This window comes from Marinifilum sp. RC60d5 (assembly GCF_052400665.1).
Classification (GTDB): Bacteria; Bacteroidota; Bacteroidia; order Bacteroidales; family Marinifilaceae; genus JBQTGK01.
Map to the genome: position 1 here is coordinate 797,158 of NZ_JBQTGK010000001.1, position 13,084 is coordinate 810,241.

A 13,084-nucleotide genomic window follows, 5' to 3' on the forward strand; every position below is an offset into this window, starting at 1 on the left:
TGATTTTATCAAAATACTTCTTTTTTCAGTTATGGGATTTATTATAGTATGAAATTGAAGCTACACTTTTTTTAATGAACTCGAGTAGCACTAATGCGATCAATTACAACCCAGGTCTTACCACCATCAGGGCTAATTTCCATTGACCATTCAAAACTGTTTTTTCTAATATCATAGAAACGTACTTTTCCATTCATAGTAGTTTCTGAATTTAAACGAACAACAGCATCAAAATGTCCTTCACCGTCTATAAACTGTCCACCAAATGTTTGGGTATGAACGGAGCTAAGAGATGTAATGTATGACATTACCCATTTATTAGTTTTTGGATCAAATGTGCGTATGGTAATCCAGTCCTCTTTTATTTCACCATCTGTGGTATAAGTTACTGTTTCATCTAAAAACACTCTTCCTCCATCAAAAGTTTGTGCTTTTATTGAACCTATTGTTTCATTCTTAAGCGAGCCATCAAGATTATAACTTCTATTTGTTGTGGTCCATTCACCAATAAAAAAATCTAAATCTTTCATTTGTTTAGGGCGTGAGCGCAACTCTTTCTGCTCCGAACTAGGTTTATTTGTTTTTTCTTTCTTGTCTTGTGCATTACAAGAGATGATTGTTACAATTAATGAGAAAATTAAAATTGCTTTGTTCATAATAGTTGTTTTATTTATTATTATATATAGGATCCTAGACTAGCAAAAAAAAATCGCTTAAAAGTTGAACTTTTCATTTGTGTTTTGCCATTTAGAAGCTGGAGTAATTGTTTCTATAACATCCCAGTGTTCAGCAATTTTACCATTCTCAACTCTAAATAAATCGTAGAAAGAAGTTGGCTCGCCAGAAAGTGTTCCTTCACTAATAGCCAATACAAAATTGCCTTGTCCTACTACTTTGTGATTTTTGGCATACACTATCTCTGAAGTTTTCTCATTTTTAATCTCTAAAGCCTTTGTGAAATTTGAAGTACCATCGCCAATTGTTGGATTGTGTTGAATTAAGTTATCCCCATCAAAATAGTTCTTCATTTTATCCTGCTCTGTATTTACTAAAACAGTAGTAATAAAATCGTGGATCAATTCTTTGTTAGCTTCAGTTTTGTCTATATCGCTTATTTTTAATGTGCCGTCGGTTTGTGTTCGATTACTAGGATTTAATGCTTGTATTGCTATTATGTTATCCCAATGTTCTGCAATTTTTCCATCTTTAAAGCGAACAATATCAAAGGTTAACATTGGACCATCGTAGCCGTATAAATTTTCATAACGATTATGCATTATTACAAAGTCTTTATCTTCTAAAACACGGATAAATTCAACTGTGGCACCAGATGGGGTGTCAGTAAAATATCCTTCATAAGTGCTTTTTCCGTCTGGTAAACCGTAATTGTGACTCTTTATATTCTCGTCTAAAAATGATAAAACATCGGAACTGCCTGTTTCGAATGATTTGATAAAGGCAACTGCCTTTTCTTTTTGTGTTAATTCCATATTTTTCTGTTTACAGGTGATTAAGCCCGTGATTAATACTAAACTGATTATTGCTGTTTTCATTCCATCGTGAATTATATTTTCAACGGTACAAAATTATTTCAGCTAGTTATTTTTAAAAAGGTAATAATCTTCAATTATAGGGTAGATATGTAACCAAGAGTTGTTGTCTTACTCATAAGATAATTCTTAATGAATGAAACAGGCAGAAAATTTGAGTGTGATATAAATGGGTTCGAGATCAACTTAGAAAGAGTGTTCTAAAGCAAATAATTAACTACTCACAACAATAAATATAGGTCATTTGGCGGATAGTAGCTAAATAGAAAATGTGTATATTTAATACAAATTATATCAATTTGATACATTGGCTATTCAAAATGCCAAACGCCCCATATTCGTACCGTTGGCAGCCATTTTAAAAAACGCAAAATTGAACGATACTGTACCAATATTAGAGACAAATAGAATTCTAAAAAATGCATACAAACAAGCTGATTTAGAAAATGTTGATGCTATGATTAATTACCTAGAATTAATTAGTGGCAAAGAGTTAGAGACTTCATTTATAAGACAAAATTTATTTAAAACTCGTTGGAAACAATCAGAGATTAAAAAAATTGCTAGATGTCATGTAAAAGCTTCAATCCTTTATCTTAAACATTTACTATCAACAAAAGAAATAAATGCATTGACCAGAGAGATACAAATGACAATTGCAGAATTAGTTGATTATGTGAAAAAATTAGATTTAAATCAAGATACATCTTTCATTGTGGTTAGCACAAACGAATTACCATCTTCTGCACATTACTTAAATGCTACAGAACTTTTTTACAACCATAATATTCGAGAAGACTATCAAAACAATTACGATTGTGATGTTTTAGTCCTATATGCCTTAAGATTGACATTAGAGAAACGTATTTATAGCACTGCAGGAATTGACCGCATCTTAAATAAAAATAATAAGCCAATACCATTATCAAAAATGATTGACTTTATTCAAGGACTAAAAAACATTGAGTTTTCAGCAAATATAAAATGGGATGAAATCAAACACGTTAACAAATGGCTTAACCATTTTATGCATAGAAACCTTAGACCTCATCCATGGATTATTCATCAAGCAATTGAAACTTTAAATAATATTTTGAATGGAAAACCATATAAAAGCAATAACAGAGTATACCACTCTAGGTATAGTGCAACTGTAGTTAAAGATGTAAAAAAACTAGACGATGAGATAAAATCAAAGATAAATGACGAATTTCCAAATAGCAGAATAACATGGCTACACAACAGAGAATTATTAATTACAAAATAAAAAAACAGCTGGTAACAACTAAGCGTTCGTGCCACAGGAACTGCCCAATAGGTTTCGAAGAACAGCGCAGCTAACAGTCGGTGGGTTGACGTAAGCGGAGATTGATCTACTGCTTATGGGGAATGATGTATTTTACAAGACTTTTTGGAACTTGTAATTTGGGAATAAGTAGTTTGTAAGAAGGTCTCATTTTAAAAATATTGTAAAACTGCAGTTTGATCTGCAGTTTGATCGAGCATCAACATCCCCTCGTTTATTCAGGCTGTTTTTACAAATCCGTTTTCTATAGCCCCATTTCAAATACAATTAAATCGCCTTTTTCCCTTAATCTTGTTGCACTAATTGCTATAAAATTATTAGCAGTAGCTGTTACATCGTTTAGTTTAATTCCTTGCGGCAAAGCAAATTCTTTTTCTAATTTAATACTACCTGTCTCATTAATATGAACTAGCTTAATTTTGTTATTAAATGTTCCAGCGATAACAAAACTATTATCAGGTAAACTTAAAATTTGTTCTATATTTCCGTTGCCAGAAATAGTAATGGGAGTATTCCAAAGTTTTTCCCCATCAGGGGTATAGCCACTTGCAAAAGCACCTGTAGCATTTAAACCTGCAAAAACTATTTTATTGTTCCCATTAAGGCCAACTGCTGTTGATCTCACATCTTTATCCAGCAATATATCCCATTTTAAATAGCCTGCCTGATTAATGGCAAATATCCAATTGCCAGCAGCAGCATAAGTAATATCCGACGAATCGCTAGTTAAATTATAAACTTTACCTTTGCTCGAGTATGCCCGAGACCACAACTTTTTACCTTTAGCATTAAGCTTAACCAAACCAGGCGTAAAAGTTGAATCTTTTGTGTTTTTGCTATAACCAGCAACTAAAATTTTATTGTCGGGATATACTACAAAATCGAGTACTTCATCCATATCAACTCTCTGATTAAATAGATTTTTACCATTGGTATCGAGCTTATAAAGCCAAGCTTGTCCTTTCACACTATCGACTATTGCATCGGTAATACCAGCAACAAAAATTTCGTTCTGAGCATTTATACTAACTTTATTTACAAGATCATCAAAACGATTTCCTAGCATCTTATTCCACAACATTTTTCCACTGGCATCGATTCCTAAAAGCCAGGAGTCGTACATCTCTCCCTCTGCTTTTCGCGACGATGCAGCAACTACAAGCTCTCCATTGGGGCGTTTTGCAATTCCACCACCAAAATCATTAAACTGTTGATTATCGAATCCTTTTACAAACTTGTAATTTTCGTCTGGAAAATTCTTAAGCACCTCTTCACCTAATACACTAGCTTTTAGATTAAAAATATCGATATAAGATTTTCCTTCGGGATAGGAAGACACAAATTTGTTATAAGCCTCTAAGCTATTTACACTTTTAGCCCATTCAAAAAGCAATTTCTGTTTTAACAATTTAGCTTTATACCTTTTCGGTGAGTTAGGAAATTCTACTATAAAGCGATCAATAGCCTCAATCGTATGTTTATTGTATGCTTCTTCAAAAGCCATTCCTTCCATTAATTTCTTAATCTCTTCAACTTGAATGGCCTCGGGATAATTTTCAATAAAATTCCGGTAACTATCTAATGATCCCTCACTTACTGCAGTTTTATAAGCTAATTTATTACGCATCTTTGTTGCGATATCAGCTTGAGCTGACTCGGGATAATCCTTTAAAAATTGATTAAATGCTACAAGAGTATTCTTATTCTCGGCTTCGCGAAACATGATATAACTCAAAATATGTGAAACGTTGGTATAGTATTTAGAATCGGGAAATTCTTTTAAAAACCTCTTGGCATAATCTGTATTATTTTCTTCTCGCACATATTTAATCAACTTGTCTTCCAGTTGCAGGCGCTGCCATTCCATGTTTTTAACAAAAGGCCTGCTTCTGCGTCTTTTATCTTGTTTCGAAAACAAATCATCTAAAACAAGTTTGTCTCCTTCAGTAAACTGAGATTGTGTTTTATAGGCTTTCATAAAAAATCCCAAAGCTTTAAAATAATCTTTATCAGAATACTTATCGTAGGAGTAAACAATAGCAAGTCCTAAATTGGCCATTGCCGATTCAGGTTCTTCTACTAAAACTTTATCGAAATTTATTTTAGCCTTACTAAGTTCTTTATCGATATCAGCCTTTGCACTCGCCTGCATGCCTTTAAATAAATAATTATTGTATATTTTTTTAGGCTTTTGTGCTACACTAACAAATGATAGTAGTAGTGAAATGATTAGTATATTTATTTTTCGTGAGTTCATAGTATACATTTAAATAGTAAAATGTGCTGATGTACTGCCGATACAAATTCGAAGGAACTTTAGAAGTAAAAGGCACATTCTGAATAGGAATCGGTAAGTAGTGACTTATTTTTTTAGTACTAAAAATTCCACTCGACGATTCTTTGCTCGTCCGGCTTCTGTTTTATTGGTATCTATAAATTTAGTTTCGCCATACCCAACACCTTTAACTCGTTGAGAATCGACTCCTTTGCCAACAAGGTATTTAACCACAGATTCTGCTCGTTTCTGACTTAGTATCTGATTTAATTTATCAGAACCTACATCATCGGTGTGTCCACTAATTTCAATCAAACTAAGTGTACCTTCTTTTAAAAAATCGACTACTTTATCCAGTTCAACAAATGAAGTTGGCAAAAGCGTACTTTTACCCGTTTCGAAGAAAATATTATTTAAAATAAGAGCGCCACCCTCTTCAATATTTCTTAATCCCTCGGTAAAAGCATCTTCGGGCAGTATGGGCTCTTTAAAAACAATGGTGCCTTCCGAATGGCAGTTATTTTGATCACTTACATAGTAGGTATATGTACCGGCTCCCAGATTTCGAATGGTTTGTGCATTTTGTATTCCGTTACTCCACTCAATATTATAAGGAGCTTCTCCTCCTGTAATTCCTAAGCTAATTATACCATCGTTTATTATTTTATTAATTCGGCCCGTAACAGGATTTAAACCTCCTGTGTATGAAGAATCGATAACAATAGTTTTTAAATCTTTAGAAACGCATGCACACATATTACAATCAACCAACGGACGAATCTCAAAATCGTCGAAAAAGTAATACGCATAGGTTTTGCCTTTTTTATTCTTAGTATCGCGACCAGTAACTACATAATTTGTATTATCATAATTTTTAAAGTTGCCCACAACAAAGAATTCCTCTCCTCCTTTAGCAGTATATACCTGACAAAACTGAATCCACTCTTCGGTATTGTCTAAAAATAAACCTTCTTTATTCGTTAAATGTGCCTTTAATTTTAAAAATGTTTTATTATTGTTAGCTATTTTCGAATTAGTAAAATGCATGCTTAACTGATCAACAGCAAATTTACTTCCCGATGCTAATTTGTACCAAAATGAAACGCAATATTTTTGGCCTGCAATCATAGTGCTGCTTAAAGTACCTTGAATGTATTCTCTAAAATCGCGATTACTCCCACTTAAAATAGCGCCCATATAAGCCTTACCAGATTTAGCTTCGCTATATCCTGCAAAATTATCAGGTACTTTTACTTCTCTGGAACCACACTCGTTAAAATAATCGGGAGTCGTAGCTGATGGATATGTCCAGTTAGGAATTAATTTATGTGTATGATCCATAAAGGTGTAACTCTCAGGACATTTATCGTACACTTCAAAACCAGGATTAAGCACCATATTCTGATCTTGAGCATAAGATACAATGCATGTGAAAATAACACTCGATGCAATAAGATATTTTATATAGAACTGTTTCATTATAAAATAGAATTATGTTTGTGATGCTTAAAAATAAAGAAATATATTGAATTGCTCTATTTAATGATACAAATCGAGTGTATGGTTATCTGCAATTGATCTACAATATTGTGATAATTAAGGATATTTTTATGCGTAATAGCTACAATTTCTAATGTCCTACAATCCATACAATTCACCGTTTTGCCACACACTAAAACGGAATTGCATTTTTGGGTGATTCTATGAAGAATTAAATTATGAACAGATATTTAAGTAATGGATAATAAGAAAAAAAATTTGTATCTGATTTTAGCTTTTATTGTATTGGCTTCTTCACAATTACTGACGCACTTTTACAGACCATATATCTATAACAATACGATAAATGACTATGGATTTGCAGATACAATTGGAAGTTTAGTATGTGTACTTGGGATCTGTTTCGTTTTTTGGGGGGCAAAGAGTTATTCAAACAAAGAAAAAAATAAACAGATAATACTTGCCACAATTCTTTACAGCATAGTATGGGAGCCTCTTGGACTAATTGGGATTCATGGAACATTTGATTGGAAAGATATAGTAGCGACCTTTATTAGCGGAGGATTGACCTATCTATTGAAGGAAATAATTGAAAAGAAAATGAACTCAGCCAAAAATAGAAAACGCTCCAATTAACAATAAATGAAATACAACTGCTGATGCGAACGTTTTGCTCATATCTATTAAAAAAAATAACAAAACTTTAGTACATGCCACTCGCACTTAATAATTTTCAGGAGAAAAGGACAAATTGCAGTAATACTGCTGTAAGGACTGCATACGTGGAGTTTAAGCGAAATGCTCAAACTAAGGATCAGATCGTACTATCAGGTAAATACAAATTATAAGACTACTACTAAATAATCAATAAAGATTGTTTCAAAAATATAGTGGAGTTCAGAAACCATTATAAAAAACGAGGCGAAACCGAAAAGCCTTAAACGAGATGAATTTAATATTTCCCTTTTTTTTTACCAGAATTTCCCTTTTTAATACAATATTTCAAATAAAAAAAGTTACTATTTTGCATCCCAATACAAAGTAATAAGAACTTGAAATTATTGTAAACCATTGTACAAGAATTTTTAACCATTCTTATTACATGTAATTTTGATAACAACAATAGAAATTATAGAAAAATTAAAACAAATAAATTATGAAAAAAATAATTTTAATACTGACAGTAGTCGCAGGAATTATAGGAGCTTGTACACCAAAAGAAAAAGGAGAAACACCAAATGTTTCTGTTGGTAATCAAATCATCGAGGATTTGAACAGTCGCTATACGTCAAAAGCCTACGATAAAACAAAACGCGTTTCACCCGAAGATTTGGCAACAATAGAAGAGGTTTTGCGCTTATCGCCTTCCTCTATCAACTCACAACCATGGAAATTTATCGTTATAAAAAGTGATGAAGCAAAACAGCGTTTGGCTAAAACTTTTAAGAAATATCAATTTAATCAACCTCACGCTACAAAGGCTTCAGAAATTATTCTTTTTGCCAATAAAGTGCATTATGGCAAAGAGGATTACAAAAAAAGATTAGACGCTAGCGTAGCTGCCGGACGAATGAATGAAAAAGGATATGATAAACAGCTAGAAAGAGCATTTATATTTGCGCAGAAGGCAGCTGATGAAAATGGAAACAATGGACAATGGACAAAAGCTCAATCTTACATTGCTTTGGGCAACGTGTTGCATGCATTGGCTCGTCTTGATATCGATTCTACACCAATGGAAGGTGTTGATGCGGAGGAAATTCAAAAAGAATTTGCCAAAGAATTAGGCGATGATTACGAATGTACTTTTGCTTTAGCAATCGGATATCACAAAAAAGAAAAAGATTACAACCGTAAGTTGCCTAAAGCACGTATGGCAAAAGAAGATGTGATTATTGAACTTTAATTGAAAGTCTTTTTTATTTATATGTAGAGGCAGTTTATGAATTGTCTCTACATTTTTTTATTAAATTTTTATAGTCTAAAGTAAATTTCCAAAAATGAAAATAATCTTCATGGCAGGAAGTTCTAATCGAATTGGAAAACTTATATGAATAAAATAAAACTCGCACTCGCCCTATCATTTACTCTTATCACAATACTATGGTTTTTTACAAATACCCTGCTGTATATTCCGTTTGATTCCAATTTGTTTACGAAGAGTTTGGCTCAATATACCGGAATTATAGCTTTTTCTGCCATGACTTTTTCAATGCTATTGGCAACTCGTCCCCTGTGGATTGAGAAACGCCTGGGCGGACTTGATAAAATTTACCGTCTGCACAAGTGGCTAGGTATTCTTGCATTTTCGTTTTCTATTCTGCACTGGTTGGTGTCTAAATTGCCTCAATGGTGGTCGCAATTAGATCGATTAATAATTTTGGATGCCATCTCTGGAGCCACCGAAGAATTAGATCCCAGCGCATTTGAAGAGTTTTTGGAATCACTTGAATCTACGGCTCTTCATGTAGGTGAGTACGCTTTTTATTTAACCGTTCTGTTTCTAATTATGGCCTTGCTAAAGAAAATACCCTATCGTTTTTTTGCAAAAACTCACATTGCAATGGCGATCATTTATTTAGCCTTGGTTTTTCATTCTTTTGCACTAATGTATATCGATTATTGGACACAACCCATTGGTATAATTATGGCAATTTTAATGATAGTAGGAACAGTTTCTTCCTTTATTGTTCTTTTGGGGCAAGTGGGCAAAAAACAAAAGTCTGAGGGAAAAATTCAATCCATTAACACATATCCCGACATGAATATGTTTGAATTAACAGTAAAAAGCGATAAATGGAAAGGACATAAAGAAGGACAATTTGCATTTCTAAAATTTGAAAAGAAAGAGTCACAACATCCTTTTACAATTAGTTCGGCTTGGGATAAAAAGACAAAAAATATAAGCTTTACAATTAAGGCTCTTGGCGATTATACTACTAATTTGGCTAATAAATTAAAAATTGGCGACTCAGTAGTTATCGAAGGTGCTTATGGTAATTTTACCTTTAACAACAACACAGAAAGCCAAATATGGATAGCGGGAGGTGTTGGTATCACTCCTTTTTTAGCCCGAATGGAGCGCTTGGCACAACAAGATAGTAAGCAAAAAATTGATTTTTTCTACTCAGCAATGAAATTAGATTCAAATTTTAAGACAAAGTTAGAGCAAGTCTCGGCAGAAGCCAATATCAATTTACACCTATTTGATACCTCTAAATCAGCTCTAATTTCCGGAGAACACATCCGAAATACTATTTTGAATTGGAAATCTGCAAGTGTTTGGTTTTGCGGCCCCTCAAAAATGGGAAAATCAATAAAGAAAGACCTTAAAGGAAATGGACTTCATTCAAAATTTCACCAGGAATTGTTTGAGATGCGCTAGTTTATTTACGATGGCGAATGAAACTTTATTTAATCATTAACGAAGGGAGATTAGGTAAAGGCACACACATTATTCTACTACTTTTTCAGTGTAAAAAACAAATATTTCAAATATATTGCTTTAATAATATTGGTTTTAGGTGCTTGCATTTTATGGCATTAACATTTCTTTAGTTAACAGATATCTATCTAAATCTAAAAAAGAATTAAAGAACAATTTAATCACCTTATGAATATGGTGAGCAAAACTACAGCCCTAGGATTATTTAATTTCGGAGCATTTATTAATTCTGGCATTCTTATTTTTAAAATAAAAATGCCAGATTATTACATTCAAAAAATTTGAACCATAATAGTTCCCTACATTATGGTTTGTGTGGCATCTTACTTTTGAGCTTTCTACTCCAAATATTATTTTCTTTTTCTATTAATATTTGCAAGCTGCTCTCCCGCTTGTATTTTTTCTTTAAATTATAATGCCTGCCATGAGAATTTAGTAAGGCTATAATAAACTACTGCCAATTGTCAAATTTTAAACCATTATATTTTCTCCAGAGCTTCTCCAATCCTACTTTTAAGAAGTTCGATATTCTCGATACCCACCGATAAACGAATAACTCCTGGTAATGGGTATTTAGCGCCCCAAACTGGCTCAACCGGCAAAAGAATGGTATCTACTTCGCCCAAAGTTGGGACTAAAGGTATTGTATTTTCTAAAGCAGAAATAAAGCAATTGCATTTCTCTCGTTTATCCTCATCGGAATTTCCCTTAATATCAAAAGTTAGCATGCCTCCAAAACCTTTATTGCCAAACAAATCAACGGCTTCTTTTCTGGTTGGATGCGATTCCAACCCCGGATATAAAACCTCTTCTATTTTAGGATGATTCTCTAAATATTCGGCTAAAACAGATGCATTATCGCAATGCTGTTTAAAGCGCAATTCGAAAGTTTTAAGCTGTGTTCCCAGGCGGTAAGCATCATCAGGACTAAGAAAATGACCAGCCCACTTGCGATACTCAATTGCTTCTTTCATTAAATCCTTATCGTTACCACAAATAACACCGGCAGTTATGTTACCATGTCCGCTTAAATATTTTGTTACCGAATGAATTACCAAATCGGCCCCATCGAGCAATGGTTTCCACAAATAAGGCGTTCCAAAAGTGTTATCAACAATAATTTTACAATGATATTGCTTAGCTAGTGCCATTATTTTTTTTACATCAGCAACAATTAACATTGGATTCGATACCGCTTCGAAATAAAGAAATTCAGGACTAATTTCCTTCAGCATATTCTCCAGTTCCCCCAAATCATAAGAACCATTATTCGCATAAAATCGGCGAATATCCATATTTCTTCTCTTAATTAATACTGTATCGATAAAAGAATTGGTTCCACCATATATTTCATGAAAAAACAAACAGGGACCCGTTTCCTTTCCTTTCTGAAAAATAGATACAGCCACATCGATGGCCGCCATTCCTGTTTCCACAAGCAGGGCCCAATTACAGTTTTCCAATTCCATAATCTGCTTTTCTACCGCTACAGTAGTAGGATTACGATAACGAGAATAAATATAATTATCAGGCTCATGCGGATGATCAATCTCTGCAGAAAATGCTTGTTTTGCTGTTTTCGAATCTTTTAAGTTAAATCCGGCCTCTCGGTAAAGAGGTGTGTGTGATGCATTTATATTTTTCATTTGTCTATTCTAAATAAGATGATTCACAATTTTTAAAAATCATGAAAAATTAATCAAAAAAATTAAGAGATAAAGATAGATTGTAAAAAATTACGCATAAAAAAACCACTCGAAAGTGGTTTTTAAAACTCATAACTATTACTAATTAAACAGGAATTGTAAACCAAAAAGTAGTTCCTTTTCCTAATTTGCTACTTACACCAATTTTACCATTATGCCTTTCTATAAACTCTTTACTTAAAATAAGTCCGAGACCTGTACCTGTTTCATTATTTGTTCCTAAAGTGCTACTATTTTCTTCAAAAATAAAAATAGATTTTATTCTATCCTCACTTATGCCAATACCATTATCGCGGACACTGCATTTAAACTCCTTCTCGTTTTGTTCGGCACTTACAGATATTTTTCCACCGTTGTTACTATACTTAATTGCATTACTTAGTAAATTAAGCAGAACTGTTTCTATCATCTTAGAATCGGCCAACAAGTCTAATTGTTCATCAATTTTATAAGTAAGAGTAATTGTTTTCATTTTGGCCTGCAATTTCACAATATCAAATACATCATTCACTAAATTAATAAATCTAAAATTTTGCAAATTAACATCAATACCATTGGTTTGTGCCATCGTCCATTCCAATAAATTGTTCAGATAATCGTAGGTATTTTGCAAATTATTATTTAATAGCTTAGTGAATTTCTTAAGTTTCTCATCATTTTGATCTTTCACCATATCCACCAATAAATCGCTAAATCCCAGTAAAGAGCTAAACGATCCTTTTAAATCGTGTGCAACCACCGAAAAAAACTTATCTCTTATCGCGTTGTATCTTTTCCTTTCCAATTGGCATTTTATGCGTTCCGATATGTTTCTGGCACTACCAATTATTTCTTTCGGAATACCATTTTCATCACATACAAACTTAAAAACTATCTCAAAATCGATAGGCTTACCCGCTCTATTGAGAATTACAGTCTCAAAATAAACCGATTTACTTTTTTCTGATCGCTTAATTTCACATAAAGCAATCCTGGCTATTCTATTAAACTCCTTCGGTGTAACATGATCAGACAATTTACTTCCGGTCCATTCTTCTACTGTAAATCCCAATTGATTATAAATCGATGGATTTACATAGGTAAAACACGATTGCAAATTCATTTTCCACACTACATCCAAAGAACTATCGACGAATACTTTATAATCTATAGAACTTGTATTATACTCCAATAACTGTGGGTTAAACTTTTCTGTGCATCCCATATCCTCTTTATATAAGAAATAGTTATTTTTCAAGAAGTTAATAAAATTTAACCTAACCATCATAATTTTATCCTTCTTTTTTTTAGAGTAATTAAGTC

General features: G+C 32.9%; 10 protein-coding genes. 4 read left to right on the forward strand and 6 right to left on the reverse strand.

Annotated elements, in window-relative coordinates:
- Positions 1 to 71: 71 nt before the first annotated feature.
- Both ACT3CE_RS03400 and ACT3CE_RS03405 read right to left on the reverse strand, forming a co-directional pair.
- On the reverse strand, positions 72 to 656 hold the full coding sequence (locus ACT3CE_RS03400) for a hypothetical protein (RefSeq protein WP_444708353.1): 585 nt from the start codon (positions 654 to 656) through the stop codon (positions 72 to 74).
- Positions 657 to 713: 57 nt separating this feature from the next.
- Positions 714 to 1,553 carry a nuclear transport factor 2 family protein gene (locus ACT3CE_RS03405; RefSeq protein WP_444708354.1) on the reverse strand — a complete coding sequence of 280 codons (840 nt, stop codon included), beginning with the start codon at positions 1,551 to 1,553 and terminating at the stop codon, positions 714 to 716.
- A gap of 304 nt (positions 1,554 to 1,857) precedes the next feature.
- Between ACT3CE_RS03405 and ACT3CE_RS03410 the strand changes: the two genes are divergently transcribed.
- The gene (locus ACT3CE_RS03410) at positions 1,858 to 2,817 is read left to right on the forward strand and encodes a hypothetical protein (protein ID WP_444708355.1); all 960 of its coding nucleotides are present in this window, start codon (positions 1,858 to 1,860) and stop codon (positions 2,815 to 2,817) included.
- Positions 2,818 to 3,100: 283 nt separating this feature from the next.
- On the opposite strand, the gene ACT3CE_RS03415 is transcribed toward ACT3CE_RS03410, so the two are convergent.
- Together ACT3CE_RS03415 and ACT3CE_RS03420 are read right to left on the reverse strand one after the other, a co-directional pair.
- The gene (locus tag ACT3CE_RS03415) at positions 3,101 to 5,113 is read right to left on the reverse strand and encodes a hypothetical protein (RefSeq protein ID WP_444708356.1); all 2,013 of its coding nucleotides are present in this window, start codon (positions 5,111 to 5,113) and stop codon (positions 3,101 to 3,103) included.
- 105 nt (positions 5,114 to 5,218) lie between these two features.
- Positions 5,219 to 6,610 (reverse strand): OmpA family protein, encoded by a 1,392-nt coding sequence (locus ACT3CE_RS03420; protein ID WP_444708357.1) that lies wholly within the window; start codon positions 6,608 to 6,610, stop codon positions 5,219 to 5,221.
- 258 nt (positions 6,611 to 6,868) lie between these two features.
- Here ACT3CE_RS03420 and ACT3CE_RS03425 point away from each other — a divergent pair, with 258 nt between their 5' ends.
- From ACT3CE_RS03425 to ACT3CE_RS03435, 3 genes are all read left to right on the forward strand, one after another.
- Entirely contained in the window at positions 6,869 to 7,267 is a 399-nt protein-coding gene (locus ACT3CE_RS03425; RefSeq protein ID WP_444708358.1) for a hypothetical protein, read from the forward strand.
- 520 nt (positions 7,268 to 7,787) lie between these two features.
- Positions 7,788 to 8,537, forward strand: a complete 750-nt coding sequence (locus ACT3CE_RS03430) for a nitroreductase family protein (RefSeq protein WP_444708359.1) — start codon at positions 7,788 to 7,790, stop codon at positions 8,535 to 8,537.
- A gap of 144 nt (positions 8,538 to 8,681) precedes the next feature.
- The gene (locus ACT3CE_RS03435) at positions 8,682 to 10,016 is read left to right on the forward strand and encodes a ferredoxin reductase family protein (RefSeq protein ID WP_444708360.1); all 1,335 of its coding nucleotides are present in this window, start codon (positions 8,682 to 8,684) and stop codon (positions 10,014 to 10,016) included.
- A gap of 539 nt (positions 10,017 to 10,555) precedes the next feature.
- Here the strand turns inward: ACT3CE_RS03435 and ACT3CE_RS03440 are convergent.
- Both ACT3CE_RS03440 and ACT3CE_RS03445 read right to left on the reverse strand, forming a co-directional pair.
- The gene (locus ACT3CE_RS03440) at positions 10,556 to 11,722 is read right to left on the reverse strand and encodes a trans-sulfuration enzyme family protein (RefSeq protein WP_444708361.1); all 1,167 of its coding nucleotides are present in this window, start codon (positions 11,720 to 11,722) and stop codon (positions 10,556 to 10,558) included.
- A 145-nt stretch (positions 11,723 to 11,867) separates the two neighbouring features.
- Positions 11,868 to 13,049 carry an ATP-binding protein gene (locus tag ACT3CE_RS03445; protein ID WP_444708362.1) on the reverse strand — a complete coding sequence of 394 codons (1,182 nt, stop codon included), beginning with the start codon at positions 13,047 to 13,049 and terminating at the stop codon, positions 11,868 to 11,870.
- Positions 13,050 to 13,084: the final 35 nt, after the last annotated feature.